The sequence below is a fragment of the Chromobacterium amazonense genome, assembly GCF_001855565.1.
Taxonomy (GTDB): domain Bacteria; phylum Pseudomonadota; class Gammaproteobacteria; order Burkholderiales; family Chromobacteriaceae; genus Chromobacterium; species Chromobacterium amazonense.
The window spans coordinates 35,583-62,304 of record NZ_MKCR01000001.1 but is presented as its reverse complement, the minus strand read 5'-3'; the positions used below and the strand labels follow the sequence as shown (position 1 = coordinate 62,304).

Sequence of the window (26,722 nt, the reverse complement as noted above, 5' to 3'; positions counted from 1 at the left end):
TCTCTGGATGTGAAAAAGCCCGCGCAAGCGGGCTTTGTTTATTGTTGCCCGCTGGGGGCGAGCAGCGGCGCGTAGCCTAGTTCGCGCAATTTCTTCATGGCTTCGTCGGCCTCGGCCCGGTTTTTAAACGGGCCGACCTGGACGCGGGTGACGGTGTGCGCCGCGATGCCGTGTTTCTGCAGTTCTTTCACCAGTTTTTGAGCGTTGCCCATGCTGGCGAATAGGCCTAGCTGCACTTGGTAGCCTACTGAGCTGCCAATCGGTTCGGCTTTGGCGGGCGGGCTTGGCAGGGTTGTTGCGGCGGGCGGCGCAACTTTTGCCGCGGCGACGCTGTCCATGCTGGGCGCTGCGGCTCCTTCGCTGCGCGCAGGCGTGCCTGGTTGGCGGGCGCTGGCCGATTTGCTTGGGGGCGGCTCCCGTTCCTGGCTTGTGCCTTTGCCGGCGGGTTGCGTCTGGCTTGGCGCTGTTGCGTGGGTGCCGGCCGGGTGTCTGCTAGCCGCTTGCTGGTTGGCGACGGAGGGCGTTTTGCTCAGGTCTGGCGTGGTCGGGGTGTTGACGGCAGGCGCAACAGGCGCTCCGCCGCCGGCTTCCGCTGCTGGGGCGCTGCTTTGCGCGGTCGGCGCGCTGGCGATTTTGGGCGGCGTGATGACGCCGGCTTCCGGGCTGGATGCCGGTTTGATGATCTTGCCGGAGCTGGGCGCGGGGGCGTCGGTGCTCATTTCCACTTTGGGTTTGGTCAGCGCGTCCATCAGTGGTATGGCGGCGACGGCGACGGCCACCAGTCCGCCGGCGATCCATAGCCGTTTTTTCAGCTTGCTGTTGAGGTCGGATTCGTCCGGGCCGATTTGCGGCGCTTGCTGCTGATTTTGTTCTCGCATGGTGCCTGTATGGAATGTGCAGCACGTGTTTGAAAACGCTGCTAAAATAGCGGGTTCGTCAGAATTGGGTAACCCGAGTGGCGTAATAATACTCAAGTTTAGCCACTTGTCTTGTCGTTAGGGAGAATTTATATGGCAATCGAACGTACCTTGTCCATCGTTAAGCCGGATGCCGTTGCGAAAAACGTAATCGGTAAAATCTACGACCGCTTCGAATCCGCCGGCCTGAAGGTTGTGGCCGCCAAGATGAAGCAACTGTCCCGCGCCGAAGCCGAAGGCTTCTACGCCGTGCACAAAGAGCGTCCTTTCTTCAAGGACCTGGTTGACTTCATGGTTTCCGGCCCGGTGATGATCCAGGCGCTGGAAGGCGAGAACGCCGTGCTGAAGAACCGCGAGCTGATGGGCGCCACCGATCCGAAGAAGGCTGAAGCCGGCACCATCCGCGCCGATTTCGCCGACTCGATCGACGCCAACGCCGTGCATGGTTCCGACAGCGTGGAAAACGCTGCCATCGAAGTGGCCTACTTCTTCGCCGCTTCCGAGATCTGCTCGCGCTAATCTCGAACTGTAGTTGATTGACCGGAGGCTGCCGCGCAAGCGGCGGCCTCTTTCCCCTCTCGAGGATTGCATGAAAACCAACCTGCTCGACTTCAATCTGGACCAGTTGACCCAGCACTTTGCCGAAATGGGCGAGAAGCCGTTCCGCGCCAAGCAAGTGATGCGCTGGATGCACCAGATGGCCGAAGACGATTTCGACGCGATGACCGATCTCGCCAAGAGCCTGCGCGCCAAGCTGCACGAGCGCGCCGAGGTGCGCGTGCCGTCGCTGATGACCGGGCAGGAGTCCAGTGATGGCACCCGCAAGTGGCTGCTCGACGTCGGCACCGGCAACGGTGTGGAAACCGTGTTCATTCCGGAAGACGACCGCGGCACTTTGTGCGTGTCATCCCAGGTGGGGTGCGCGCTGGAGTGCACGTTCTGCTCCACCGGCCGCCAGGGATTCAACCGCAACCTGGGCACTGCCGAGATCATCGGTCAGCTGTGGTGGGCCAACAAGGCCATGGGCGTGACGCCGAAGAACGAGCGCGTGGTGTCCAATGTGGTGATGATGGGCATGGGCGAGCCGCTGGCCAATTTCGACAACGTGGTCAGCGCGATGCAGATCATGCTGGACGATCATGGCTATGGTTTGAGCCGCCGCCGCGTCACGTTGTCCACCTCCGGCCTGGTGCCGCAGATGGACCGTTTGCGCGAGGAGTGCCCGGTGGCGCTGGCGGTGTCGCTGCATGCGCCAAACGACGCGATCCGCGACGTGATCGTGCCGATCAACAAGAAATATCCGCTGTCGGAGCTGATGGCCGCCTGCAGCCGCTATCTGGAAAAAGCGCCGCGCGATTTCATCACCTTTGAATATGTGATGCTTGACGGGGTCAACGATAGACCGGAACATGCTCGCCAGTTGATGGAGTTGGTGAGGGACGTGCCGTGCAAATTCAACCTGATCCCATTCAATCCTTTCCCCAACTCGGGTTATGATCGTTCCAGCAACAACGCGATCCGCATTTTCCGTGAACTTCTGCAAGAACAAGGCTATGTGGTGACCGTGCGCAAGACGCGCGGCGACGACATCGATGCAGCCTGTGGTCAATTGGCCGGCCAAGTGCAAGATAAAACCAGGCGCCAGGCCAAATGGATGCAAATAAGCGAGGATAAGAAACTATGAATAAATGGCGGGGATGGTTGGCTGGATGGCTGTTGGCATTTGGCGTCGCCACCTCCGCCATGGCGGCTAATTCCAGCGAGCTGGCGCAGATACGCAGCCAGCTTGCCGTGGAGTACGCCAGGATAGGCAATCTGAAGGCGGCGCTGGACAACGCCAATCAGGCGGTGCAGGCGGATGCGTCCTATGTGGCCGCGTATGTCGCCCGGGCCTATGTGCTGGGCTTGCTGCAGCAGAACGACCAGGCGGAACAGGATTTCCGCCGCGCCTTGCAGTTGGATCCGGCGAATTCGGCCGCCAACAACAATTACGGCCTGTTTTTGTGCGAAAACGGCCGGGTGCAGGATTCGCTGCCGCTGTTTCTGAAGGCGCTGGCCAATCCGCTGTATGATTCTCCCCAATCCGCCTATCTGAACCTGGGGCGTTGCAACCTCAAGCTTGGGCAGGCGGACAAGGCCAATGAGTATCTGCTGGACGCTTTGCGCGCGGCGCCCAATTATCCGCCGGCGCTGCGCGAACTGGCGGAGATGCATCTTGGCCAGGGTAATGCAAAACTAGCCGCTTTCTATTTCGGCAGGCTGCGCAGCGCCAGTCCCGAGGGTTTGGGCGCCGCCGACCTGTGGCTGGGAGCCAGAATCGCCCGCAAGACCGGCGACGGCACGTTGGAAAGCGAATGCGCCGGCGAGCTGAAGAACCGGTATCCGGACTCTAGAGAAACACAACTGCTGTTGAGTGGAAGCTGAGGATGGAAAGAACAAACGAACATCTAGACGCTCCGATGCCCAAAGGCATCGGCCCCAGTTTGAAAGCGGCGCGCGAGGCGGCCGGACTGGGCTTGGGGGAAGTGGCTGATCGGCTGAAGCTGTCGATGCGGCAGTTGGAAGCGATCGAGCGCGACGATTTCGACGCTTTGCCCGGAGCCACCTTTGTCCGTGGCTTCGTCCGCAATTACGCGCGCTTTCTGGGCGTGGATCCGGAGCCGCTGATGCAGGCCCTGGAGCAGCATTTCCCCTCGGCCGTCAATGATGTGGCCAATCTGGTAAAAGGCACCGCCGCGCGCGACTTGCCGCACGAGCCGGAGGAGGCGCCGGCGGAAAGCCGCGAAGGCTCGTCCATTGGCAAATGGCTGGCGCTGGCGGTGATTGTCGCAGGCATCGCGGGCGGCGGCTTCTGGTACGCCAATCGCGACGATGGCGGCGCCAAGGCGGAACAGCATGCGGACGACCAACTGGCCCCGATGCTGACCCAGCAGCATGATGCGTCTGCCGTGGCGGCATCCTCTCCGGCGGCAGCGACGCCGACGAACTCTCCCGCCTCCGCTGCGGTGGCGGCCGCCAAGCCGGCAGCCAGCAGCCCGGCCCAGCTGGCTGCTGCCAAGCCTGTTGCCAGCGCGCCAGCCAAGGTGATTGCCGCCAAGCCGGTGGCGAGCGCCCCGGTCAAGGCTGCTGCGGCCAAGCCGCTGGCCAGCGCGCCGGCAGCGGCGCCAGGCAACGACAAGGTCAGCGTCAACGTTAAGGACGCGGCCTGGATATCGGTGCAGGACGCCACCGGCCGCAAACTGATTTACAAAGTCATGCAGCCTGGCGATGCCACCGAGGTTTCCGGCACCGCGCCGTTCAAAGTGGTGGTGGGCAACGCCAGCCAGGTGGAGCTGAGCTACAACGGCAAGCCGGTGGACTTCAGCGACAAGATCCGCGGCACAACCGCCAAGATTCAACTCAAGTGATGCAGGGTAGCGAATGGATAGCGTGAATATCGCGCGCCGCCCCACTCGCCTAGTGCGGGTGGGGCATGTTTTGGTAGGCTCCGCCGCGCCAGTGGTGGTGCAGTCGATGACGAATACCGATACCGCCGACGCCGCCGCGACGGCGGAACAGGTGTATCAGCTGGCGCAGGCTGGTTCCGAAGTGGTGCGCATCACCGTCAACTCGCCGGAAGCGGCGGCGCGCGTGGCGGAAATCCGCCAGCGGCTGGATGATCAGGGTTGCAATGTGCCGCTGGTCGGCGACTTCCACTTCAACGGCGACCGTCTGCTGAAGGAATACCCGGATTGCGCCCAGGCGCTGGCCAAATACCGGATCAATCCCGGCAACGTCGGCAAAGGCGCCAAGGGCGACGACAAGTTCGCCTTCATGATCCGCACCGCGATGGAGTACGACAAGGCCGTGCGCATCGGCGTCAACTGGGGCAGCCTGGATCAAGCCTTGCTGGCGCGCATGATGGATGCCAATAACCGCTCCGCAGCCCCCTTGCCGCTGCCCAAACTGATGCAGGAAGCGCTGATTGTTTCGGCGCTGGAGTCGGCCGATAAAGCCATGGAAATCGGCCTGTCGCCGGACAATATCATCCTGTCCTGCAAGGTCAGCAATGTGCAGGACCTGATCAGCGTCTACCGCGAGCTGGGCAGCCGTTGCGACTACCCGCTGCACCTGGGCCTGACCGAAGCCGGCATGGGCAGCAAGGGCATCGTCGCTTCCAGCGCCGCGCTGGCCGTGCTGTTGCAGGAAGGCATAGGCGACACCATCCGCATCTCGCTGACGCCGCAACCGGGCGAGGCCCGCACCAAGGAAGTGGTGGTGGCGCAGGAGTTGCTGCAAACCATGGGGCTGCGCAGCTTTACGCCGCTGGTCACCGCCTGTCCGGGCTGCGGCCGCACCACCAGCACCTTCTTCCAGGAGCTGGCGGACGATATCCAGAACTACCTGCGCGAGCAGATGCCGGTATGGCGTCTGCAATACCCTGGCGTCGAGGACATGAAGGTGGCGGTGATGGGCTGCGTGGTCAATGGTCCGGGCGAGTCCAAGCTGGCCGACATCGGCATCTCCCTGCCCGGCACCGGCGAAGTGCCGGTGGCCCCGGTCTATGTGGACGGCCACAAGGATGTGACGCTGAAGGGCGACAACATCGCGGCCGAGTTCACCGCCATCGTCGACAACTATGTCAAAACCCGCTATGGCGAAGGCGGCGCCAAGCGCCGCGAAAACGCCAGCCGCACCATTCCGATCCAGCCGGTGAAAGCCTGACGGAACCAGAATTCAGCTGATACAAGAAGATAGCAATGGCTCAGAAATACCAAGCGGTCAAAGGCATGAACGATGTGCTGCCGACCGAATCCTACCAGTGGGAATATTTTGAAGGGGTGCTGCGCAAGCTGCTGGCCGACTACGGCTACCACAACATCCGCACCCCTATCCTGGAAAATACCGCGTTGTTTGTCCGTTCCATCGGCGAAGTCACCGACATCGTCGAAAAGGAAATGTACACCTTCATTGACAGCCTGAACGGGGACAGCCTGACGCTGCGCCCCGAGGGCACCGCAGGCACGCTGCGCGCGGTGGTCGAGCACAATCTGCTCTACAACGCCACCCAGAAGGTGTGGTACATGGGGCCGATGTATCGCCACGAGCGTCCGCAAAAGGGCCGCTACCGCCAGTTCCACCAGATGGGCGTGGAAGCGCTGGGCTTTGCCGGCCCGGACGTGGACGCCGAAATCATCGCGATGACGGCCGACCTGTGGCGCCGTCTCGGCATCAGCCAGTATGTGCGTCTGGAAATCAACTCGCTGGGCAACAAGGAAGAGCGCGCCGCCCACCGCGACGCGCTGATCCAGTACCTGGAGCGCCACGTCGACATCCTGGACGAGGATGGCAAGCGCCGCCTGTACACCAATCCGCTGCGCGTGCTGGACACCAAGAATCCGGCGCTGCAGGAAATGGCCAACGCCGCGCCCAAACTGTCCGACTATCTGGGCGAGGCGTCGCGTGCCCATTACGAGGGTTGGAAGGCGATGATCGCCGCGCTGGGCGTGGAGTATGTGGAAAACCCGCGGCTGGTGCGTGGTTTGGACTACTATAACCAGTCCGTGTTCGAGTGGGTGACCACCGAGCTGGGCGCCCAGGGCACCGTCTGCGCCGGCGGCCGTTACGACGGCCTGATCGAGCAGCTGGGCGGCAAGCCGGCGCCGGGCATCGGCTTCGGCATGGGCATGGAGCGCGTGCTGCTGTTGCTGCAAGACAAGGGCCTGCTGCCGTCGCAGCGCGGCGTCGATGTCTACCTAGTCAACCAGGGCGAGGGGGCGGGCCTGTACTCGATGAAGCTGGCGCAGCAACTGCGCGCCGCCGGTTTCTCCGTGGTGCAGCACCTGGGCGAGGGCAGCTTCAAGTCGCAAATGAAGAAGGCCGATGCCAGCGGCGCAGCGTTCGCCGTCATCGTCGGCGAGAACGAGATCGCCGCCGGCCAGGCCGTGATCAAGGCCTTGCGCGCGGAAATCGAACAAAAGACCGTGGCAGCCGCGGATGTCGCCGCGACGCTGGCCACTCTGAAAGCTTGATTGAATAAGGGGGAACGCAATGGCGTTCGACTTGCAGGAACAGGAACAGATCGATTCGATGAAGGCCTTCTGGCAGCAGTGGGGCAAACTGATCGGCGGCGCAGTGCTGGCGGTCAGCCTCGGCTACCTGGGTTACAAGGCCTATGGCATGTATCAGCGCCAGCAAGCGGAAAAAGCGGCGGTCGCCTATGAGGCGGTGGACGCCGCCATTGCCGCCAAGGACGTCGCCAAACTGAAAGCGGCGGCCCAGCAACTGCAAGGCGAGTTCGCCAGCACGGTTTACGCCAGCCGCAGCGCGCTGGTGCTGGCCAAGGCGGCGTTCGACAAGAACGACCTGGATCTGGCCGCCAGCCAGCTGCAGTGGGTAGTGCAGAACGGCAAGGATGAAGCGGTGCAGGCCATCGCCCGCCTGCGCCTGGCATCGCTGCATCTGCAGCAGAAGAAATACGATGCCGCGATTTCTGAGCTCAACCAGCCGCACCCGGCGGCTTTCGACGCTGAGTATCTCGAGTTGAAGGGCGATGTGTTCTCCGCCAAGGGCGATACCGCCGGCGCGCGCGACGCCTACAAGGCCGCGTTGGCCAAGCTGGTGGAAGAAAACCCGAACCGCGAGCTGGTTCGGATGAAACTCGACGCGCTGGGAGGCTGACCGCATGCGCCGCCAACTGTTGCTTACCGCTGTCATCTCTTCCTTGTCGCTGGCTGGCTGCGCCAGCTGGTTTGAAGGTTCCTCGCAATTTCAGCCGACCCCGCTGGCCGCCATCAAGCCGCTGCAGACGCTGGAGGTCAAGTGGACGCTGCAGCAGGCGGCGCCGGCCGGCAGCTTTCTGCCGGTGTACGCCAACGGCAATGTGGTGAGCGCCGACGCGACAGGGCGCATCCGCAGCATCGATGCCCTGTCCGGCCGTATCCAGAGCGATGTGTCGCTGAAGCGCGGCCTCAGCGCCGGCGTCGCCGTAAGCGGCGATACCGTGCTGGTGGGCACCCAGGATGCCAAACTGCTGGCGGTGGACCGCGCCAGCGGCAAGACGCTGTGGGAGCAGTCCCTGACCAGCCTGATGCTGGAAGCGCCGCAGATCGCCGGCGACAAGGTCATCGTGCGCACCAACGATGCCCGTCTGACGGGGTTCAACCTGGCCGACGGCAAGCAGCAGTGGTCGGTCGGCAACGTATTGCCGCAGCTGACGGTGCGCAACGACGGCTCGATGCGCGCGGTGGGCCGCGAGGCGGTGATGGTGGGGCAGGCCGGCGGCCAGCTCGACATCATCAATCCACAAACCGGCAATTCGCTGTGGCAGGGCGCCGTGGCCACGCCGCGCGGCGCCACCGAGCTGGAGCGCGTCACCGACGTGACCAGCCGCCCGGTATTCGATGGCGGCCAGGTGTGCGCCGTGGCCTATCAAGGGCGCGTCGCCTGCTTTGAGGCGCGCAGCGGCAGCTTGCAGTGGGCGCGCGAGATCTCGTCCAGCCGCGGCCTGGCGGTGGATGCCCGCAATGTCTACGTGACGGCGGAAAACGGTTCGGTCTGGGCCTATGATCGCCAGAGCGGCCGCAACGTCTGGAAAAACGACGATCTGAAGTACCGCGATGTCTCCGGCCCGGTCATGCTGGGCCGCTTCGTGCTGGTGGTGGATGGCGAAGGCTATGCGCATCTGCTATCCAACGAGAGCGGCGGCATTGTCGGCCGCAGCAAGATCGGCACCTCCGGTCCGGTCAATCAACCGGTGTCGCTCGGCTCCTCCGCCCTGGTACAGGGACAGGATGGCCGCTTGGCGATGCTGAATTTGGGATAAAAGCAGTTTTACATGAAACCTACCGTAGCGCTGGTCGGCCGCCCCAATGTGGGCAAGTCGACCCTCTTCAACCGGCTGACCCGCAGCCGTGACGCCCTGGTCGCCGACCAGCCGGGCCTGACGCGTGACCGTCATTACGGCCAAGGCCGGGTCGGCGAGAAGCCGTATCTGGTGGTGGACACCGGCGGTTTCGAGCCGGTGGTGGACGAAGGCATCCTGTTCGAAATGGCCAAGCAGACCTTGCAGGCCGTTGACGAAGCCGATGCCGTGGTGTTCCTGGTGGACGGCCGTTCCGGCCTGACGCCGCAAGACAAGATCATCGCCAACCGCCTGCGCCAGCTGGACCGTCCGGTGTTCCTGGCCGTCAACAAGGCGGAAGGCATGAAGCATGCCATCGCCGGCGCCGAGTTCCATGAACTGGCGCTGGGGGAACCGCTGGTGATTTCCGCCGCCCACGGCGACGGCGTGCGCGAGCTGATGGAACTGGTGCTGGAGGGCTTCCCCGATGAAGTGGAGGAAGAAGACAGCCGCCATCCGAAGTTCGCCGTGATCGGCCGGCCGAATGTCGGCAAGTCCACCCTGGTGAACGCCATTCTGGGCGAGGAGCGCGTCATCGCCTTCGACCAGGCCGGCACCACCCGCGACAGCATCTATATTGATTTTGAGCGCGAAGGCCATACCTATACCATCATCGACACCGCCGGCGTGCGTCGCCGCGCCAAGGTCAACGAGATGCTGGAGAAATTCTCCGTCATCAAGACCATGAAGGCGATTGAAGACGCCAACGTCGCGGTGCTGGTGCTGGATGCCCAGCTGGACATCTCCGAGCAGGACGCCACCATTGCCGGTTTCGCGCTGGAAGCGGGACGCGCCCTGGTGGTGGCGGTCAACAAGTGGGACAACCTGGACAGCGAGCAGAAAGACACCGTGCGCCGCGAGATCGCGCGCAAGCTCAACTTCCTGGATTTCGCAAAGTTTCATTACATCTCGGCCATCGAGGGCCGAGGTGTGGCAGACTTGTTCAAATCGATCGACGAGGCTTACCGCGCCGCGATGGTGAAGCTGGCGACGCCGAAGCTGACGCGGGTGCTGCAGGTGGCGCTGGAGCGCCAGCAACCGCCGCGCAGCGGCCTGATCCGCCCCAAGATGCGCTATGCGCACCAGGGCGGGCAGAATCCGCCTATCATCGTCGTGCACGGCAACGCGCTCGACAATATACCCAACAGCTACACCCGCTATTTGGAACATACTTTCCGTAAAGTGTTCAAACTGCAGGGCACCCCGCTGAGAGTGCAGTATAAATCGTCGGAAAACCCGTTCGACAACGACGACGGCAAGGAGAAATCCCGGGCCAAGCCTAAGCCGATGTCCAAGATGCGGGGCAGGGAAAAAGAAGTTCGCTACGGCAAAAACAGCAAAAAATAGTACGCCGGAATGTTTTCTGCTAAAAATAAGCAGGCCGCCGCGCTGTTCGCTGTACAGTTAATACAACAATCAACGATTCGGAGAAAAACGAATGAGCTCTAAAGGGCAAATGTTACAAGACCCGTTCCTGAACATCCTGCGTAAGGAACACGTGCCGGTCTCCATCTATCTGGTCAACGGCATCAAGCTGCAGGGTCAGGTTGAATCCTTCGACCAGTACGTGGTTCTGCTGAAGAATACGGTCACCCAGATGGTTTACAAGCACGCCATCTCCACCGTGGTCCCGGCTCGCGCGGTTACCATCCCGCACGAACACCCGGCGCAGAAGCAGGAACAGGCGCAGGACGCCTAAGGCAGCCGGCCTCGCCGCCCGGGCCGATTGGCCGCATCATGCATGCGGCCTTTCGGCCTTTGTCTTTTATCGCCGCACTAGATTGCTACAGCATGTTTGATCGTCCCGACTTAGGCGACCAGGCCGTTCTGGTCAGCCTGGATTTTGGTGATGCCGACTACCAGGAAAGTGTCGCCGAGTGCGCCGAGCTGGTGCGCAGCAGCCATGTCGAAATTCTCGGCATGGTGCAGGGCAAGCGTCAGCGCCCTGACGCGGCCCTGTTCGCCGGCAAGGGCAAGGTGGAGGAGATCGCGTCCATGGTGCGGGCCACCGGCGCCAACGTGGTGATCTTCAACCACGCGCTGTCGCCGGGCCAGGAGCGCAACCTGGAGCGCGTGATCCAGTGCCGCGTGATCGACCGCAACAGCCTGATCCTCGATATTTTCGCTCAGCGAGCCCGCAGCCATGAAGGCAAGCTGCAGGTGGAGCTGGCCCAGCTGTCGCATCTGTCCACGCGGCTGGTGCGCGGCTGGACCCACTTGGAGCGGCAGAAGGGCGGCATCGGCCTGCGCGGCCCAGGCGAAACCCAGCTGGAAACCGACCGCCGCCTGCTCGGCATCCGCGTCAAGGCGCTGAAGGAGCGTTTGGCCCAGGTGCAGAAGCAGCGCAATACCCAGCGCAAGGGGCGCAATCGCGCCGGCATCGCTTCGGTGTCCATCGTGGGCTATACCAACGCCGGCAAATCCACCTTGTTCAATGTGCTGACCAAGGCCAACAGCTACGCCGCCGACCAGCTGTTCGCCACGCTGGACACCACCAGCCGCAAGCTGTTCCTGAACCACCAAAACTCCGTCGTGCTGTCCGACACCGTCGGCTTCATCCGCGATCTGCCGCATACCCTGGTGGCGGCTTTCCGCGCCACGCTGGAGGAGACGGTCCAGGCCAATCTGCTGCTGCATGTGGTGGACTGCGCCAACGAGATGCGCGATGCGCAGATTGAGGAGGTGAACAAGGTGCTGGCCGAAATCGACGCCGATGGCATTCCGCAGCTGATCGTATGGAACAAATGCGATCTGAAAGCGCTGCCGCCGGAGATCGAGCGCGGGGAGGATGGCCAGATCGTTTCGGTACGCGTATCGGCGCTGAAGGGCGAGGGGCTGGAACTCTTGCGCGAGGCGATTGCCGAACGGGTGCAACCTTTCGCTAACAACCATAAAGAACCATACGAGCATGTCGCAGAATGACCCGAACCGTGGCCGCAACGGCCAGAATGGGCCACCGGACCTCGATGAAGTGTTCCGTGATCTGAACCGCAAACTGTCCCGCCTGCTGGGCGGCAAGTCCGGCAATGGCGGCCCGAACAATCCGATGGGCCAGGGCGGACGCCCCGGCTCCGGCATGTCGCCGCCGTCGTTCAAAGGCGGCGCCGCCGCCGTGATCGGCGTATTGGCCGCCTTGTGGCTGGCCAGCGGCTTCTACGTGGTGGACGCGCGCGAAGCCGGCGTGGTGTTGCAGCTGGGCAGTTTCAACCGCCTGACCGAGCCTGGCCTGCAATGGCATGCGCCTTATCCGTTCGAAAAGGCAGAGATCGTCAACCTGACCGAACTGCGCAGCGTCGAAGTCGGTTATCGCGGCAGCGCGCAGAACCGCGTGCCGGAAGAGTCGCTGATGCTGACCGAAGACCAGAACATCATCGACGTTCAGCTGTCGGTGCAGTACGACATCAAAGATGCGCGCGCGTTTCTATTCAACAACGCCTCGCGGGAGCGCGACGGCAAGGATCTGGTCAAGCAGGCTGCGGAAACCGCCATCCGCGAAGTGGTGGGGCGCAACAAGGTAGACTTCGTGCTGAACGAGGGGCGTGCCCAAATTGCTGCCGACGCCCGCAAGCTGATCCAGGAAGTGCTCGACCGCTATCAGGCCGGCATCCGCATCGCCAAGGTCAACATCAACGACGTGCAGCCGCCGCAGCAGGTGCTGGCGGCGTTCGACGACGCGGTGAAGGCGGGCCAAGACAAGGACAAGCTGCTGAACGAGGGCATGGCCTACGCCAACGAGGTGGTGCCCAAGGCCAAGGGCATGGCCTCGCGTCTGGTGCAGGAAGCCGAGGCTTACCAGCAGCAGGTGGTGGAGCGCGCCGAGGGTGATGCCCAGCGATTCAAGCAAGTGTTGCCTGAATACAACAAGGCGCCCAAGGTCATGCGCGACCGCATGTACCTCGACATGATGCAGCAGATCATGCACAACAGCAGCAAGGTGCTGGTGGATCAGAAGGGCGGCAACAGCCTGCTCTACCTGCCGCTGGACAAGCTGGTGCAGATGACCGCCCCCGGCGCCGCCGCGCCGGCACCCGCCCAACCCTCCGCGAGCCCGGCCCCTGCGGCCCCGGCCCAGCCGGCTAATCCGCCGGCGGCCAAGAACGGGCGCGATACCTCGCGCGGTCGCGATATTTTTGGAGCGGAGCGATGACGCAAAGACTGATCCCAACCCTGGTGGCGATCGCCGGCGCGCTGTTTGTCGCCAGCTTGTCGCTGTTCACCGTCGATCAGCGCCAGTACGCGCTGGTCTTCCAGTTCGGCGAGGTGGTCAAGGTGATCTCCCAGCCGGGCATCCAGTTCAAGATTCCGCTGCTGCAGAACGTGCGCTATTTCGACCGCCGCGTGCAGACCATCGATGCGGAAACGCCTGAGCTGTTCAATACCCGCGAGAAGAAAAACGTGCTGGTGGACAGCTTTGTGAAATGGCGCGTGGTGGATGTGTCGCAGTTCTACAAGAGCGTGGGCACCGAAGCCGCCGCGGTGGCGCGTCTGAAGCAGACCATCAACGATGGCCTGCGCGCGGAGTTCGGCCAAAAGACCGTTGCCGACGTCATTTCCGGCCAGCGCGATCAGGTGATGGAGACGGTTCGCAAGCGCGCGGACGCGGATGCGCGTAAAATAGGTGTGGAAATTCTCGATGTCCGCTTAAAACGCGTCGACTTTCCGGATAAAATAAGCAGTTCCGTCTACGACCGCATGCAGTCCGAGCGTCGCACCGTGGCCAGCAAGCTGCGCAGCGAAGGCGCGGCCGATGCCGAGCGGGTGCGGGCGGAAGCCGACAAGCAGCGCGACGTGATCCTGGCCGAAGCCTATCGCAAGGCGCAGGAGCTGAAGGGCGCCGGCGACGCCAAGGCTGGAGCGATCTACGCCGAAGCCTATGGCAAGAATCCGGAGTTCTACGCCTTCTGGCGCAGCATGGATGCGTACAAGGAGTCGTTCAAGAACAAGAGCGACGTGCTGGTGCTGGATCCAAGCAGCGATTTCTTCAAGTACCTGAAGAACCCGCAGGCGGGACAAGGCAAGAGCAAGTAAGCGACAATTGAGTATAAAGAAGACTGGCCGGGGCGACCTGGCCAGTTTGCTGATGACAAGGCGGGGCTCCTCCCGCCTTTTATTCTGTTGAAACGAAATGCGTAATTGGCTGTTACCTGAATATATCGCGGACATCCTGCCGGCCACGGCGCGCCAGGTTGAATCCGCCAAGGCCGCGATGCTGGAAGGCTTCCGCGTGGCCGGCTACGAGCTGGTGCTGCCGCCGCTGATCGAGTACATCGATTCGCTGGTCAGCGAAGGCGACGTCACGCTGGATCTGAAAACCTTCAAGCTGGACGACCAGTTGTCCGGTCGGCAGCTGGGCCTGCGCGCGGACATCACGCCGCAGGTGGCGCGCATCGACGCCCACCTGTTGGGCGGCCGCACCGGCGTCACTCGCCTGTGCTACGCCGGCAGCGTGGTGCACAGCCGTCCATCCGGCTTGACCAGCTCGCGCGAGCCGCTGCAGGTCGGAGCCGAGCTGTACGGATACGCCGGCATCGAGGCCGATCTGGAGATCATCGATCTGATGCTGTCCACGCTGGAAAAAGCCGGCGTGGAAAAACTGCGTCTGGACGTCGGCCATATCGCCATCTACCGCGGCTTGGCCGCGGCGGCGGGCCTCGCGCCGGAGGTGAGCCGCGAGCTGTTCAGCCTGTTGCAGAACAAGGACGCCGCGGGCATCGCCGCGCTGGTGGCCGGCGTGGCCGAGCCTTACAAGAGCGCCTTCCTGGCGTTGCCGGAGTTGTATGGCCCGGCCGCGGTGCTGGAGAAGGCGCGCACCCGTCTGCCCTCGCTGCCGGAGGTGGAGCTGGGGTTGATGCAGCTGTCCGCCATCGCCCGCGCGATGCAGGGCCGGGCGGAGCTGAGCTTCGATCTGGCCGAGCTGCGCGGCGACTTCTATCACACCGGCCTGATGTTCGCGGCTTACGCGCCGGGCTGGTCCGACGCCATCGCGCGCGGCGGCCGCTACGACAATGTGGGCCGGCGCTTTGGCCGCGCCCGTCCTGCCACCGGCTTCAGCCTGGACTTGCGCGATCTTTTGCGCATCCTGCCGGAGCGCGATTCCAGCCGCGGCATCCGCGTTTCGGCGCGCCATCTGCCGGCTGCCGCTGAGGAAGTGGCGCGTCTGCGCGCCGCGGGCGAGATGGTGGTGGTCGATTATCTGGGCGAATCGGCGGAAGCGTTGAATTGCGATCGCGAGCTGGTGCCTGCCGAGCAGGGCTGGCAGCTGGCGCCGTTTCATTGATTTTTATTTGAATCTGACTGACGAAGAGGTTTTTTCCAATGTCCAAGAACGTTGTCGTGATTGGCACCCAGTGGGGTGACGAAGGCAAGGGCAAAATCGTTGACTGGCTGACCGACCACGCGCGCGCCGTGGTGCGTTTCCAAGGCGGCCACAACGCCGGCCATACCCTGTGGGTGAACGGCAAGAAGACCGTGGTACGCCTGGTGCCGTCCGGCATCCTGCGTCCCGATGTGGAGTGCTTCATCGGCAACGGCGTGGTGCTGTCGCCGGAAGCCCTGCTGAAGGAGATCGACGAGCTGGAAGCCGCCGGCGTCAACGCCTCCGCGCGTCTGAAGATCGCCGAAGGCTGCCCGCTGATCCTGCCGTACCACATCGCGCTGGACCAAGCGCGCGAAGCCTCGCTGGGCGCCGGCAAGATCGGCACCACCGGCCGCGGCATCGGCCCTTGCTATGAAGACAAGGTGGCCCGCCGCGCGCTGAAGGTGATCGACCTGTTCAATCGGGAACGCTTCGCCTCCAAGTTGAAGGAAAACGTAGACTACTACAATTTCCTGCTGACCAACCTGTTCAAGGCAGAGCCGGTAAGCTACGAGGCGATCCTGGCCGACACCATGAAGATGGCTGAGCGCATCAAGCCGATGGTGGCGGATGTGTCGCGCACCCTGTACGACCTGGACAAGGCCGGCACGCCCATCCTGTTCGAAGGCGCACAGGGCACCCTGCTGGACATCGACCACGGCACCTACCCGTATGTGACTTCGTCCAACTGCGTGGCCGGCGCGGCAGCGCCGGGCGCCGGCGTGCCGCCGCAAATGCTCAACTACGTGCTGGGCATCGTCAAGGGCTACGCCACCCGCGTCGGCTCCGGTCCGTTCCCGACCGAGCAGGAAAACGAAATCGGCGCCTTCCTGGCCAAGCGCGGCAACGAGTTCGGCTCCGTTACCGGCCGCCCGCGCCGCTGCGGCTGGTTCGACGCCGCCGCGCTGAAGCGCTCGATTCAGATCAACGGCGTGTCCGGCCTGTGCGTGATGAAGCTGGACGTGATGGACGGACTGGAGGAGATCAAGCTGTGCACCGGCTACATGCTGGACGGCAAGCAGATCGACATTCTGCCGTTCGGCTCCGATGCCGTGACCAAGTGCGAGCCGGTATACGAAACCCTGCCGGGCTGGACCGGCACCACCGTCGGCGTGAAGCGTTGGGAAGATCTGCCGGCCAACGCCCAGGCCTACCTGAAGCGCATCGAAGAAGTTTGCGGCGCGCCGGTCGACATCGTGTCCACCGGTCCGGACCGCGAAGAAACCATCGTGCTGCGTCACCCGTTCGGCCTGTAAGCCGCGCGAGATTGCGCCAGTAAAAAAGCCCACCGTGCAGCGGTGGGCTTTTTTGTTGGCTGCCCACCTGATCGGGGCGAGCGCTCTCAGATCTTCTTCGGCTTGGGCGGTTTGTAGCCGTCGTTCAGCGTTTTCAGGAAGGCGAGCATGTCATTGATGTCCTGTTCGTTGAAAGCCGACTTGGCGCCGGGTTTGCCGCCGAATGGCGGCTCCATGTTGACATTGCCATGGTAGCGCGCCGGCAGATCATCAAACTTCGCCACTTTGCCATCCTTGCCTTTCGGGTACCACTTTTCCGGATGCGTGTCGCGCTCGGCATAGAAGCGCAATACCTGGCGCAGATCGCTGAACACGCCGTTGTGGAAGAAGGTTTTGCGCGTGGCGACATTGCGCAGGCTGGGCGTGCGGAACAGGCCGCAGTATTCGGGGTGGTTCTTGAGGTCGGTACGATAGGGGCCGCACAGGCCCAGGTCGTAGTAATGGCTGTTGCGGTTGGCGGCGATGGCAGGGTTGCGCGGCGCGCCGACGGCGATGTGGCCGAAATCGCTGAACAGCGGAAACGCGCCGTTTTCGCTGCGCGCGCTCAGATGGCAGGACGCGCAATTGCCCTTGGCCGGGTCATTGAAGGCTTTCAGCCCATGCATTTCCTGGGCGCTGAGCTTGGTTTGGCCGCGCAGATAGGCGTCGTACTTGCTGTTGTAAGGGGCAAATTCCCTGGGGTTCTGCTGGAAAACCTCCAGCGCCAGCACCGCCTTGGCGAACGCCGCGTCCGGATGGCTGAAGATGTCCTTGCCGAACAACTGGCGGAAACTGTTCGCCGCATGCGACGCCTGCAATTTTTTCACTACGGCGGCTGGCGTGCCATTGGCCATTTCGTTGGCGGCCAGCAAGGGCAGGGAGGCCTGGCTGTGGGTGGAGTCGGCGCGGCCGTCCCAGGTGAAGCCGCCAGTCGGGCCGGCATCCTCGCTGTCATTGCCATCGTCGTCGTGGAAGTGTTCGCTGAAGGCCGGCACGGTTTGCAGATAACGCAGGGATGGCACGGCGCGGGCGCCAGGTTGCTTGCCATCGACGCCGCCCAGTTGCACGGCCAATCCGTTGGGCGGGCCATAGGCATGCGCTGGGCTATGGCAGGTGGCGCAGGACATGGCGCCGGACGCCGATAGCGAGCGGTCGAAAAATAGCTGGCGGCCCAAGCTTTCCAAGGCCTTGGCGCTGACCGGCCGGGCGCCGGGCGCATAGGCGGCGCCGACATAAGCTGGTTTGGCTGGCGGAGCGGCAAGAGTGGAAGTGGAAAGGGCGGCCAGAATCGATAGCGGGATGAGTGTGCGCAGCATGATGTCGGATGAATGAGGTGTGGCGGCGACTGTACTGCGTGAAAGTGACAGAAATGTGACAGTGGGCAGTTTGTTTCCCGGATGTAGTGGGCGCGTGTAATGTTAACAGTTTGTAAGCATAATGAAACATTCCATCAGGATAATCCGCACACTTCATCAAACCGCAAGGATGATCATCCCATGCAACGCTTGACCTGTGGCTTTGCGCTGACCCTGATCGGCGCGGCCGTACTGACCGCCTGCGGCGGCGGCGGTTCCTCTACCGCCAGCGCGTCACCCTCCAGCACCAGCGGCGTGGTGACCGGCAGCTATTTCCGCCACGCCAAAGTGTGTCTGGATCAGAATGGCAACGGACATTGCGACAGCAATGAGCCGTTTACCTACACCGACAACAATGGCGCGTTTTCGCTGAAAGGCAGTGGCGCGGTGCTGGTGGAGGTGGGAACCGATGCGACGCGTTATGACCCCGATACCGGCACGGCCACCCCGGTAACCGACCCGCTGATTTTCCGCGCCCCGTCCGGCGCCAATAATGTGGTGGTCAGCTCATTGACCACCGAAATCGCTGACCTGATGGATGGCGGCATGGATCTGCCCACCGCGCGCAAGGCCGTGGCCGATCGCCTAGGCGTCGATCCGGAAAAAGTGATGGCCGACCACAACAAGGAAAGCGATCCCGACGTCAAGGCCACGCTGAAGTCTGCGATCAACCAGAACATCGACGCCATCGCCAGCGCGGTGAAGGAAGCCGGCGCCGCCGGCGATATCAAGAGCAATCTGCACAAACGTCTGGGCCTGAGCGATATCAAGAACGTGGTGGTGATCTACGCCGAGAACCGCGGCTTTGATAACTTGTACGGCCTATTCCCTGGCGCCAACGGCATTCCGAACGTCAATCCGACGTCCAAGGGCAAGGCGGAGCCGCAGAAGGATTTTGACGGCTCGGTCCTGCCCGTCTTGCCGCCGACATGGGGTGGCCTGACCGCTGGCGGCCAGAGCGTGAGCTTGACCCAGCAGCAGACGGCTAACTTCGCCAACAAGCCGTTCCAGATCGACGATCCCAAGGGCCTGAACGGCACGGGCGTGGTGGTGTCGCAATCGGTGATCACGCGCGATCTGGTGCACCGCTTCTTCAATAACCAGATGCAGATCAATGGCGGCGCCAACGACAAATTCGCCGCGTATTCCGATGCCGGCGGCCTGACCATGGGCTACTACGACGGCAGCAAGATGGCGATGTGGCAGCTGGCCAAGCAGTATACGCTGGCCGACAACTTCTTCATGGGCGCTTTCGGCGGCTCTTTCCTCAATCACCAGTACCTGATCTGCGCCTGCGCGCCGGAATATCCCAATGCCGACACCTCGGTCGCCAAGGGCAGCATCTCGGCGATCGATACCGACGCCAAGGGCAATTTCCTGCGTCTGACGCCGGCGGCCAATAGCCCGGCCTCGGCGCTGATTGGCAAGCCGGTTTACAAGAACGACAGCACCTTGACGCCTAAATTCAGGAGCGACGGCACCCCCGCGGCCAAGGATGGCAAGTTCTACGCCGTGAATACCATGCAGCCGCCGTTCCAGCCGACCGGCAACGCCTCCGCGGACAAAAAGCAATACGGCGATCTGACGAAGGCTTCCACTTTGCCGGTGCAAACCCAGGCCACCATTGCCGACCGTCTGGACGACAAGAAGGTCAGCTGGGCCTGGTATGCGGGTGGCTGGAATACCGCGCTCACCGACAGCAGCCAGATTTACGGCGGCGCGATCCAGTTCCAGCCGCATCACCAGCCTTTCAATTACTTCGCCAATTTTGACCCGGTGAAGCAGGCTGACTACCGCGCCAAGCACCTGAAGGACTTCGATCAGAGCTTCCTCGCCGACGCAGCCAAGGGCCAGTTGCCGCAAGTGGCGTTCTACAAGCCGCAGGGCAATCTGAACCAGCATCCTGGCTATGCCAGCGTGACCGATGGCGACCAGCACATCGCCTCGGTGATCGCCCAATTGCAGAAGAGCCCGCAGTGGAAAAACATGCTGGTGATCGTCACCTACGACGAAAACGGCGGTTTCTACGACCATGCCGCGGTGCCGAAAGGCGATGGCTGGGGACCGGGCACCCGCATCCCGGCGATTGTGATCTCGCCGTTCGCCAAGAAGGGCTTTGTCGATCATACCCAGTACGACACCGCATCTATCCTGCGCTTCCTGACTCGCCGCTTCGGCTTGAAGCCGCTGCCGGGCGTAACTGCGCGCGACGCGGCGCTGGTGAAGAACGGCGGCAAGCCGATGGGAGACTTCCTGAGCGCGCTGTCGTTCAACTAAGCGGGACATCGTTCCATTGCAACCGCCCGGCCTGGTCCGGGCGGTTTTGTTTGTGGGCGCGGCGGATAGCGCCGCGCGTAAGCGAGACGCAGTGGTGAGTACGGAGGATGGGCGGCCGAAAAGCGAGATGGACAAAGAAAAAGGCAGGCCTAGAGGCCTGCCTTCATGGCGAATTCCAGCGTAACGGCTTAGCGTTCCACGTGGTAGTTCGGCGCTTCCTTGGTGATCTGCACGTCGTGGACGTGGGATTCGCGGATGCCGGCCGAAGTGATCTCGACGAACTGAGCCTTCTCATGCAGCTCAGCGATGGTCGGGCAGCCCAGGTAGCCCATCGACGAGCGCAGGCCGCCCACCAGCTGGTGGATCACCTGGCCGATCGGGCCTTTGTACGGCACGCGGCCTTCGATGCCTTCCGGCACGAACTTGTCGGCGGCGTTGGAGCTGTCCTGGAAGTAACGGTCGGCCGAACCCTGGCTCATCGCGCCCAGCGAGCCCATGCCGCGGTAGGACTTATAGGAACGGCCCTGGAACAGTTCCACTTCGCCCGGGGCTTCCTCGGTGCCGGCGAACATGCCGCCCAGCATCACCGCGTTGCCGCCGGCCGCTAGCGCCTTGGCGATGTCGCCGGAGAAGCGGATGCCGCCGTCGGCGATCATCGGCACGCCGGTGCCTTTCAGCGCTTCGGACACGTTGTGGATGGCGGTCAGCTGCGGCACGCCCACGCCGGCCACGATGCGGGTGGTGCAGATCGAGCCGGGGCCGATGCCGACCTTGACGCCGTCGGCGCCGGCCTTGACCAGATCCAGCGCCGCCTGGGCGGTGGCGATGTTGCCGCCGATCACGTCGACATGCGGGAAGTTTTGCTTGACCCAGCGCACGCGGTCCAGCACGCCCTGGCTGTGGCCGTGGGCGGTGTCCACCACGATGACGTCCACGCCGGCGGCCACCAGCGCCTTGACGCGCTCTTCGGTGTCGGCGCCGGTGCCGACGGCCGCGCCGACGCGCAGACGGCCTTGGCTATCCTTGTTGGCGTTCGGGTGTTCGCTGGTCTTGATGATGTCTTTGACCGTGATCAGGCCCTTCAGCTCCCAGGCGTCGTTGATCACCAGCACGCGCTCCAGGCGGTGCTTGTGCATCAGTTCGCGGGCCTCGTCGATGCTGGCGCCTTCCTTGACGGTGATCAGGCGCTCGCGCGGGGTCATGATGGAGCCGACGGTCTGGTCCAAGCGGGTTTCGAAGCGCAGGTCGCGGTTGGTGACGATGCCCACCACCTTGCCGGCTTCGATCACCGGCAGGCCGGAGATCTTGTACTGGCGGGTCAGCAGAACCAGATCGCGCACCAACATGTCCGGCGCGATGGTGATCGGGTCTTTCACCACGCCGCTTTCATGGCGCTTGACCTTGGAAACTTCGGCAGCCTGCTTCTCGACGCCCATGTTCTTGTGCACGATGCCAATGCCGCCTTCCTGCGCCATGGCGATGGCGAGGCGGGCTTCGGTCACGGTGTCCATGGCGGCGGAAACCAGCGGCAGGTTCAAAGTGATGTTGCGAGTAAGGCGCGTGGCGAGCGAGACGTCGCGCGGCAGAACTTCAGAATGAGCTGGGACGAGGAGAACGTCGTCGAAAGTATAGGCTTTCTCGATGATACGCATCGCGTTTCCTTAGGCGGCAAAGCCGCATTGTACCGGATCGGCGACTGTTCTGCAAAAACGCGTTCCGACCGCTTTTGCGCGGCCGGATGGCAAGCCTTACAATCCGAGACATACAGCCAGAGGGTTCGGGGATAGCGACAATGAAGTCATCTTTAGTATGGACGTTTTTGCTGGTTTTGCTGACGCCGGCCGCCGCGTTGGCCGAGGTCTACACCTGGACCGACGCCAACGGCAAAAAGGTGTATTCCGATCAGCCGCCGCCCAATGTCAACGCGCGCAAGCTGAACGTGCGGACGCACTCTGCGCCGATGCCGGCCTCCGCGCCGCAATCGGAAAAAAAGACGGAAAAGAAAGCCGAGAGCAAGCCCGTGGCGTCGGATAGCGCGGCCATCGCGGCCGCCAACGCCAAGATCAAGGAGCAGAACTGCAAGCAGGCGCAAAACAATTTGTCCACGCTGCAGCTGAACGGGCGCATCCGCCTGCCGGGCTCCACCGCGCTGGCCACCGACGCCCAGCGCAACGAGATGATCCGCCAGGCTCAGAAAGACGTACAGACCTGGTGCAATAAATAAGTGTCCAAGCCCGAATTCGACTACCAGAGCGTATTGCAGAACCTGCCGTCGCTGCCCGGCGTCTACCGCATGCTGGGCGAAGACGGCAAGGTGCTGTACGTCGGCAAGGCGATAGATCTGAAGCGCCGCGTCAGCTCGTATTTCCAGAAGAACGACCTCAGCCCGCGCATCCGGCTGATGGTGCGGCAGATCGCCAATATCGAAACCACGGTCACGCGCTCCGAGGCCGAGGCCTTGATTCTGGAGAACAATCTGATCAAGGCACTGTCGCCGCGCTATAACATTTTGTTTCGCGACGACAAGTCCTATCCCTATCTGATGCTCAGCGGCCATGCCTTTCCGCAGATGGCGTATTACCGCGGCGAGCCGAAAAAGCCCAATCAGTACTTCGGACCGTTTCCCAACAGCTACGCGGTGCGCGAGAGCATCCAGATCCTGCAAAAAGTCTTCCGCTTGCGCACCTGCGAGGACGCGGTGTTCGCCAATCGTTCCCGCCCCTGTCTGCTGTATCAGATCAAGCGCTGCTCCGGCCCCTGCGTCGAGCATATTTCCAAAGAAGAGTACGCGGCGGATGTCGCCAGCGCGGTCGCCTTCCTGAATGGGCGGCAGAGCGAGCTGATAGACGAACTGACGCGGCGGATGACGGCGGCGGCGGAGGCGATGGCCTTTGAGCAGGCGGCCGAGCTGCGCGACCAGATCCAGGCGCTGGCGCGGGTGCAGGAGAAGCAGTTTGTCGCCAGCAACCAGAGCCAGCAGGACTGCGACGTGGTGGCGGCGCGAATCCGCGATGGCCAGCCCTGCGTCAATCTGGTGATGATACGAGGCGGCCGCCATCTGGGGGACAAGAGCCACTTCCCGATAGGCGGTGAAGCCGATACCGCTGAGGAAATCCTGCAGGCCTTCGTCGCCCAGCACTATCTGAATGCCGCGGTTCCGACGACGCTGGTCGTCAATGGCGGGCTAGACGACGCGCTGCAGCAGTTTTTGCAAGAGCGGGCAGGCCGCAAGATCGCCATCGTCAGCAACCCGATAGGCGAGCGTCGGGTATGGCTGGAGATGGCGGAAAAGAACGCCGAGCTGGCCATTCTGCAGCGTTTGGGCAGCAAGGCCACGCAAACCCAGCGGCTGGCGCAGTTGAACGAAGTGCTGGAACTGGAGGACGCCGGCCGTTTCGAGTGCTTCGACATCAGCCACTCCATGGGAGAGGCCACGGTGGCGTCCTGCGTGGTGTACGACAAGGGCGCGATGCAGCCTGGCGAATACAGGCGCTTCAACATCACCACCGCCGCGCCGGGCGACGATTACGCCGCCATGCGCGAAGTCCTGTCACGTCGCTACGGCAAACTGGCGGACGGCGAGGGCAGATTGCCGGACGCGGTGTTCATCGACGGCGGCAAGGGCCAAGTGGGCGTGGCGCTGGAGGTATTCGGCGAATTGGGGCTGAATCTGCCCATCGTCGGCATCGCCAAGGGGGAGGAGCGCAAGCCCGGTCTGGAAACGCTGATCCTGCCGTACTTGGAAAAGACGCTACAATTGCGCCAAGACCATCCGGCATTGCACCTGATCCAGACCGTGCGCGACGAGGCCCACCGCTTCGCCATCACAGGCCATCGCGCGCGCCGGGCCAAGGCGCGCACGGCATCGACGCTGGAAGACATTCCCGGCATCGGCGCCAAGCGCCGCCAGCAGTTGCTGACGCGTTTTGGCGGGCTGCGCGGCGTGGCGGCCGCCAGCGTGGATGACCTGACGCAGGTGGACGGCATCAGCCGCACCCTGGCGGAAAAGATTTACAATGCCTTGCATTAGTTGATTGTAAGCGGCGGGCACCCCTGATCCAGGCTCGGGGCGCCGGCTAGCGTTGTTGACGAGCCTAAAGCGACAAGACCCAAACCGATGCCCTTCAATTTGCCGATATTACTGACCTGGATCAGGGTCGCCTTGATCCCGATCTGCGTGGCGGTGTTTTTCCTGCCGGACTCCATCTTGCTGCTGCATAGCCGCAATGTCGTGGGGGCCGGCATTTTCGCATTGGCGGCCGCCACGGACTGGCTGGATGGCTTTCTGGCGCGCAAGCTGGGGCAGACATCGGCATTCGGCGCCTTTCTCGATCCGGTGGCGGACAAGCTCATCGTCGCCGCCGCGCTGATCCTGCTGGTGCAGCTGGGCCGCACCGAAGGCTGGATGGCCATGATCATCATCGGCCGCGAGATCACCATCTCGGCGTTGCGCGAGTGGATGGCGGGCATGGGCAACCGCAACAGCGTGGCGGTGGCTTATATCGGCAAACTGAAAACCGCTGCGCAAATGCTGGCGATCACGCTGCTGCTGTACGATGGCACCTTGTTGCCGGGCCTTGATGCCCGCTGCTTGGGAAATTTTTCCATGTACGTCGCGGTCATATTGACTTTATGGTCAATGGTTTATTACCTGCAAATGGCCGCCAAACAGTTTGCGGGGAAAAAAATAGATGTATGAAGTGTTGACAGCCCCAAACAAATCTCTATAATTCGCAGTCTCTCGCCGCCGCTGACGAAGCAGCAGCGAGATCAAGATGGTTGTAGCAAGTTATGCAGCGCGGGAATAGCTCAGTTGGTAGAGCGCAACCTTGCCAAGGTTGAGGTCGCGAGTTCGAGCCTCGTTTCCCGCTCCAGCAACTTGAAACAATTTTCGATGCGGGAATAGCTCAGTTGGTAGAGCGCAACCTTGCCAAGGTTGAGGTCGCGAGTTCGAGCCTCGTTTCCCGCTCCAAAAGTATTGAAAAAATTTGTGATGCGGGAATAGCTCAGTTGGTAGAGCGCAACCTTGCCAAGGTTGAGGTCGCGAGTTCGAGCCTCGTTTCCCGCTCCAAACAAGTTTGAAAAATCTGCACTGCGGGAATAGCTCAGTTGGTAGAGCGCAACCTTGCCAAGGTTGAGGTCGCGAGTTCGAGCCTCGTTTCCCGCTCCAGAATCAAGCTTGAAAAATTTGCAGCGCGGGAATAGCTCAGTTGGTAGAGCGCAACCTTGCCAAGGTTGAGGTCGCGAGTTCGAGCCTCGTTTCCCGCTCCAAAATTCAGATTGATCAGATATAATCTGGTCGATACGCCGGTTACGGCGGGGTAGCAAAGTGGTTATGCAGCGGATTGCAAATCCGTCTACGCCGGTTCGATTCCGACCCCCGCCTCCAAATAAAACCCCGTAAGTCAAAGACTTACGGGGTTTTTCTTTGTCTATTCCTTAGCTGTCAACCACAGGAAAACGGCCAGTTTTCCGCAATTTTCAGCCTCTAACCACTCGAAAAATCAGCCGAACCACGCGTAGACTATAGTTTTTGCCCTCTACGCGAGTTTTCATGGCTACCAAACGACAACGGCCCAGCGGTTCCTGGGAGTTCATCGTCCGGCGCAAGGGCGTATTGCCGCGCCCGGTGTCGTTCACGTTCGAACGCGAGGAAGAGGGCGACAACTACTGCTCCCGGCTGGAAGCGCTGCTGGACCGCGGCATCGTGCCGCCCGAACTGCTGCACGAAAAACCGGACCTGGCCACCATTGGCGACGCGCTGCGCGATTATCTGGTGAGTGTGCCGGTGGCGGAGTCCGACAAGCCGGTGCTGGCCACCCTGATGGGCAAAGTGGGCGGCGTGGAGCTGCGCACGGTCAATTACAGCTGGGCGGAAGCCTGGGTGCGCGCCTTGAAGCAGGAGGCGCAACTCTCGCCCTCTACCATCCGCCATTATGTTGGTTCGCTGGCCCGCTGTTTTGACCACCTGACGCGCCGGCCCAACTCCACCTTTGTCACCAACCCGCTGCGTCTGCTGCCCAAGCGCTACGCCACGTATAACGACGCCGACGCCGCGGTATTGCGCGCCACGGCGCCGCAAGGGCAGGTGGTGCAGGTGCCAGTGGACGAATGGCGCGATAGGCGGCTGGCGCCGCACGAGGAAGAGGCCGTGCGCAAGATCATGGCCGGTGAGAAACCAGCCGGCCGCCAGCGCGCCCTGGCGCTGCGTTGGCAAGGCGCGCTGGAGTTCCTGTTCGATCTGGCCCTGGAAACCGGCATGCGCCTGCGCGAGATGTACACGCTGGGGCTGGATCAGGTGGACGAGGGCAAGCGCACCATCTTTCTGGAAAAGACCAAGAACGGCGACAAGCGCCAGGTGCCGCTGACATCGGTGGCGCTGGAAGCGCTGGCGCGCTACCGGCGCCAGGTGGCGGCCGGCGAGCGCGGCATGGAAGGCTGGCAGTTTGAGGGCGGCCGGCTGTTCCCGTGGTGGGATGGCAATGACAGCGCCATTGTGTTGAAGAAGACCACTGCGCTACTCTCTCGCCAGTACGCGCGCATCTTCGAGGCGGCGGGCTGCGAGGACTTTGGTTTCCACGATCTGCGGCACGAATTCTCCCAATGTCACTGTGTTGCGCATTCCTAATAAGCATTGCCTGGCAAGGTTTTCTAGCAATACG

Annotated in this window: 23 protein-coding genes and 6 tRNA genes; 26 read left to right on the top strand and 3 right to left on the bottom strand. The window is 62.6% G+C overall.

Annotation, left to right across the window (positions count from 1 at the left end; genetic code table 11):
* Window positions 1-38: 38 nt before the first annotated feature.
* Window positions 39-878 (bottom strand): SPOR domain-containing protein, encoded by an 840-nt coding sequence (locus tag BI343_RS19490; RefSeq protein ID WP_071108194.1) that lies wholly within the window; start codon window positions 876-878, stop codon window positions 39-41.
* A gap of 132 nt (window positions 879-1,010) precedes the next feature.
* Here BI343_RS19490 and ndk point away from each other — a divergent pair, with 132 nt between their 5' ends.
* From ndk to BI343_RS00225, 15 genes are all read left to right on the top strand, one after another.
* The gene (gene ndk / locus BI343_RS00295) at window positions 1,011-1,436 is read left to right on the top strand and encodes a nucleoside-diphosphate kinase (RefSeq protein ID WP_071108193.1); all 426 of its coding nucleotides are present in this window, start codon (window positions 1,011-1,013) and stop codon (window positions 1,434-1,436) included.
* 70 nt (window positions 1,437-1,506) lie between these two features.
* Entirely contained in the window at window positions 1,507-2,601 is a 1,095-nt protein-coding gene (rlmN, locus tag BI343_RS00290) for a dual-specificity RNA methyltransferase RlmN (RefSeq protein ID WP_071108192.1), read from the top strand.
* Between the two features lie 32 nt (window positions 2,602-2,633).
* Window positions 2,634-3,341 (top strand): type IV pilus biogenesis/stability protein PilW, encoded by a 708-nt coding sequence (gene pilW, locus BI343_RS00285; RefSeq protein ID WP_083340725.1) that lies wholly within the window; start codon window positions 2,634-2,636, stop codon window positions 3,339-3,341.
* Between the two features lie 2 nt (window positions 3,342-3,343).
* Window positions 3,344-4,324: a helix-turn-helix domain-containing protein gene (locus BI343_RS00280; protein WP_071108190.1), complete on the top strand. Its 981-nt coding sequence runs from the start codon at window positions 3,344-3,346 to the stop codon at window positions 4,322-4,324.
* A gap of 13 nt (window positions 4,325-4,337) precedes the next feature.
* The gene (ispG, locus tag BI343_RS00275; protein WP_071108189.1) at window positions 4,338-5,621 is read left to right on the top strand and encodes a flavodoxin-dependent (E)-4-hydroxy-3-methylbut-2-enyl-diphosphate synthase; all 1,284 of its coding nucleotides are present in this window, start codon (window positions 4,338-4,340) and stop codon (window positions 5,619-5,621) included.
* A 35-nt stretch (window positions 5,622-5,656) separates the two neighbouring features.
* The gene (gene hisS / locus BI343_RS00270) at window positions 5,657-6,928 is read left to right on the top strand and encodes a histidine--tRNA ligase (RefSeq protein WP_071108188.1); all 1,272 of its coding nucleotides are present in this window, start codon (window positions 5,657-5,659) and stop codon (window positions 6,926-6,928) included.
* Between the two features lie 19 nt (window positions 6,929-6,947).
* Window positions 6,948-7,577: a YfgM family protein gene (locus BI343_RS00265; RefSeq protein WP_071108187.1), complete on the top strand. Its 630-nt coding sequence runs from the start codon at window positions 6,948-6,950 to the stop codon at window positions 7,575-7,577.
* A gap of 4 nt (window positions 7,578-7,581) precedes the next feature.
* Window positions 7,582-8,721 carry an outer membrane protein assembly factor BamB gene (gene bamB, locus BI343_RS19485; protein WP_071108186.1) on the top strand — a complete coding sequence of 380 codons (1,140 nt, stop codon included), beginning with the start codon at window positions 7,582-7,584 and terminating at the stop codon, window positions 8,719-8,721.
* A 12-nt stretch (window positions 8,722-8,733) separates the two neighbouring features.
* Window positions 8,734-10,146: a ribosome biogenesis GTPase Der gene (der, locus tag BI343_RS19480; RefSeq protein WP_071108185.1), complete on the top strand. Its 1,413-nt coding sequence runs from the start codon at window positions 8,734-8,736 to the stop codon at window positions 10,144-10,146.
* Window positions 10,147-10,237: 91 nt separating this feature from the next.
* Entirely contained in the window at window positions 10,238-10,498 is a 261-nt protein-coding gene (gene hfq / locus BI343_RS00250; RefSeq protein ID WP_043625265.1) for an RNA chaperone Hfq, read from the top strand.
* A gap of 92 nt (window positions 10,499-10,590) precedes the next feature.
* Window positions 10,591-11,721 carry a ribosome rescue GTPase HflX gene (gene hflX, locus BI343_RS00245; protein WP_071108184.1) on the top strand — a complete coding sequence of 377 codons (1,131 nt, stop codon included), beginning with the start codon at window positions 10,591-10,593 and terminating at the stop codon, window positions 11,719-11,721.
* Window positions 11,708-12,946 (top strand): FtsH protease activity modulator HflK, encoded by a 1,239-nt coding sequence (gene hflK, locus BI343_RS00240; protein ID WP_071108183.1) that lies wholly within the window; start codon window positions 11,708-11,710, stop codon window positions 12,944-12,946. The genes hflX and hflK overlap by 14 nt, the downstream gene beginning before the upstream one ends.
* Complete coding sequence (gene hflC, locus BI343_RS00235; RefSeq protein WP_043625274.1) at window positions 12,943-13,827, top strand: protease modulator HflC; 885 nt, start codon at window positions 12,943-12,945, stop codon at window positions 13,825-13,827. Before hflK ends, hflC begins: the two co-directional genes overlap by 4 nt.
* 97 nt (window positions 13,828-13,924) lie before the next feature.
* Entirely contained in the window at window positions 13,925-15,076 is a 1,152-nt protein-coding gene (locus tag BI343_RS00230) for an ATP phosphoribosyltransferase regulatory subunit (RefSeq protein ID WP_071108182.1), read from the top strand.
* A 38-nt stretch (window positions 15,077-15,114) separates the two neighbouring features.
* Window positions 15,115-16,410 carry an adenylosuccinate synthase gene (locus tag BI343_RS00225; protein ID WP_071108181.1) on the top strand — a complete coding sequence of 432 codons (1,296 nt, stop codon included), beginning with the start codon at window positions 15,115-15,117 and terminating at the stop codon, window positions 16,408-16,410.
* 86 nt (window positions 16,411-16,496) lie between these two features.
* On the opposite strand, the gene BI343_RS00220 is transcribed toward BI343_RS00225, so the two are convergent.
* Window positions 16,497-17,744, bottom strand: coding sequence for a cytochrome-c peroxidase (locus BI343_RS00220; RefSeq protein ID WP_071108180.1), 1,248 nt, complete (start codon window positions 17,742-17,744; stop codon window positions 16,497-16,499).
* 180 nt (window positions 17,745-17,924) lie between these two features.
* Between BI343_RS00220 and acpA the strand changes: the two genes are divergently transcribed.
* Entirely contained in the window at window positions 17,925-20,060 is a 2,136-nt protein-coding gene (acpA, locus tag BI343_RS00215) for an acid phosphatase (RefSeq protein ID WP_071108179.1), read from the top strand.
* A gap of 188 nt (window positions 20,061-20,248) precedes the next feature.
* Here acpA and guaB read toward each other — a convergent pair whose 3' ends face one another.
* Window positions 20,249-21,712 (bottom strand): IMP dehydrogenase, encoded by a 1,464-nt coding sequence (guaB, locus tag BI343_RS00210; RefSeq protein ID WP_043625289.1) that lies wholly within the window; start codon window positions 21,710-21,712, stop codon window positions 20,249-20,251.
* Between the two features lie 140 nt (window positions 21,713-21,852).
* On the opposite strand from guaB, the gene BI343_RS00205 reads away from it, so the two are divergent.
* From BI343_RS00205 to BI343_RS00160, 10 genes are all read left to right on the top strand, one after another.
* The gene (locus BI343_RS00205) at window positions 21,853-22,284 is read left to right on the top strand and encodes a DUF4124 domain-containing protein (protein ID WP_071108178.1); all 432 of its coding nucleotides are present in this window, start codon (window positions 21,853-21,855) and stop codon (window positions 22,282-22,284) included.
* The gene (uvrC, locus tag BI343_RS00200; RefSeq protein WP_071108177.1) at window positions 22,285-24,090 is read left to right on the top strand and encodes an excinuclease ABC subunit UvrC; all 1,806 of its coding nucleotides are present in this window, start codon (window positions 22,285-22,287) and stop codon (window positions 24,088-24,090) included.
* Window positions 24,091-24,177: 87 nt separating this feature from the next.
* Window positions 24,178-24,759, top strand: coding sequence for a CDP-diacylglycerol--glycerol-3-phosphate 3-phosphatidyltransferase (gene pgsA, locus BI343_RS00195; protein ID WP_071108176.1), 582 nt, complete (start codon window positions 24,178-24,180; stop codon window positions 24,757-24,759).
* Window positions 24,760-24,858: 99 nt separating this feature from the next.
* A tRNA-Gly gene (locus BI343_RS00190) sits at window positions 24,859-24,934 on the top strand.
* A gap of 22 nt (window positions 24,935-24,956) precedes the next feature.
* Window positions 24,957-25,032, top strand: a tRNA-Gly gene (locus BI343_RS00185).
* Window positions 25,033-25,055: 23 nt separating this feature from the next.
* A tRNA-Gly gene (locus tag BI343_RS00180) sits at window positions 25,056-25,131 on the top strand.
* Between the two features lie 23 nt (window positions 25,132-25,154).
* Window positions 25,155-25,230 (top strand) — tRNA-Gly (locus BI343_RS00175).
* Between the two features lie 25 nt (window positions 25,231-25,255).
* Window positions 25,256-25,331 (top strand) — tRNA-Gly (locus BI343_RS00170).
* A 44-nt stretch (window positions 25,332-25,375) separates the two neighbouring features.
* A tRNA-Cys gene (locus BI343_RS00165) sits at window positions 25,376-25,449 on the top strand.
* A gap of 165 nt (window positions 25,450-25,614) precedes the next feature.
* Window positions 25,615-26,688, top strand: a complete 1,074-nt coding sequence (locus BI343_RS00160) for a site-specific integrase (RefSeq protein ID WP_071108175.1) — start codon at window positions 25,615-25,617, stop codon at window positions 26,686-26,688.
* The last annotated feature ends 34 nt before the right edge of the window (window positions 26,689-26,722 follow it).

Bases quoted from the DNA above. Each gene is read 5' to 3' on its own strand.
- BI343_RS00220 (WP_071108180.1), bottom strand. From the start codon at position 17,744: ATGCTGCGCACACTCATCCCGCTATCGATTCTGGCCGCCCTTTCCACT.
- hisS (WP_071108188.1), top strand. From the start codon at position 5,657: ATGGCTCAGAAATACCAAGCGGTCAAAGGCATGAACGATGTGCTGCCG.
- pgsA (WP_071108176.1), top strand. From the start codon at position 24,178: ATGCCCTTCAATTTGCCGATATTACTGACCTGGATCAGGGTCGCCTTG.
- BI343_RS00205 (WP_071108178.1), top strand. From the start codon at position 21,853: ATGAAGTCATCTTTAGTATGGACGTTTTTGCTGGTTTTGCTGACGCCG.
- BI343_RS00280 (WP_071108190.1), top strand. From the start codon at position 3,344: ATGGAAAGAACAAACGAACATCTAGACGCTCCGATGCCCAAAGGCATC.
- bamB (WP_071108186.1), top strand. From the start codon at position 7,582: ATGCGCCGCCAACTGTTGCTTACCGCTGTCATCTCTTCCTTGTCGCTG.
- ispG (WP_071108189.1), top strand. From the start codon at position 4,338: ATGGATAGCGTGAATATCGCGCGCCGCCCCACTCGCCTAGTGCGGGTG.
- hflX (WP_071108184.1), top strand. From the start codon at position 10,591: ATGTTTGATCGTCCCGACTTAGGCGACCAGGCCGTTCTGGTCAGCCTG.
- der (WP_071108185.1), top strand. From the start codon at position 8,734: ATGAAACCTACCGTAGCGCTGGTCGGCCGCCCCAATGTGGGCAAGTCG.
- BI343_RS00230 (WP_071108182.1), top strand. From the start codon at position 13,925: ATGCGTAATTGGCTGTTACCTGAATATATCGCGGACATCCTGCCGGCC.
- BI343_RS19490 (WP_071108194.1), bottom strand. From the start codon at position 878: ATGCGAGAACAAAATCAGCAGCAAGCGCCGCAAATCGGCCCGGACGAA.
- ndk (WP_071108193.1), top strand. From the start codon at position 1,011: ATGGCAATCGAACGTACCTTGTCCATCGTTAAGCCGGATGCCGTTGCG.
- guaB (WP_043625289.1), bottom strand. From the start codon at position 21,712: ATGCGTATCATCGAGAAAGCCTATACTTTCGACGACGTTCTCCTCGTC.
- hflK (WP_071108183.1), top strand. From the start codon at position 11,708: ATGTCGCAGAATGACCCGAACCGTGGCCGCAACGGCCAGAATGGGCCA.
- rlmN (WP_071108192.1), top strand. From the start codon at position 1,507: ATGAAAACCAACCTGCTCGACTTCAATCTGGACCAGTTGACCCAGCAC.
- hfq (WP_043625265.1), top strand. From the start codon at position 10,238: ATGAGCTCTAAAGGGCAAATGTTACAAGACCCGTTCCTGAACATCCTG.
- BI343_RS00225 (WP_071108181.1), top strand. From the start codon at position 15,115: ATGTCCAAGAACGTTGTCGTGATTGGCACCCAGTGGGGTGACGAAGGC.
- BI343_RS00265 (WP_071108187.1), top strand. From the start codon at position 6,948: ATGGCGTTCGACTTGCAGGAACAGGAACAGATCGATTCGATGAAGGCC.
- acpA (WP_071108179.1), top strand. From the start codon at position 17,925: ATGCAACGCTTGACCTGTGGCTTTGCGCTGACCCTGATCGGCGCGGCC.
- hflC (WP_043625274.1), top strand. From the start codon at position 12,943: ATGACGCAAAGACTGATCCCAACCCTGGTGGCGATCGCCGGCGCGCTG.
- BI343_RS00160 (WP_071108175.1), top strand. From the start codon at position 25,615: ATGGCTACCAAACGACAACGGCCCAGCGGTTCCTGGGAGTTCATCGTC.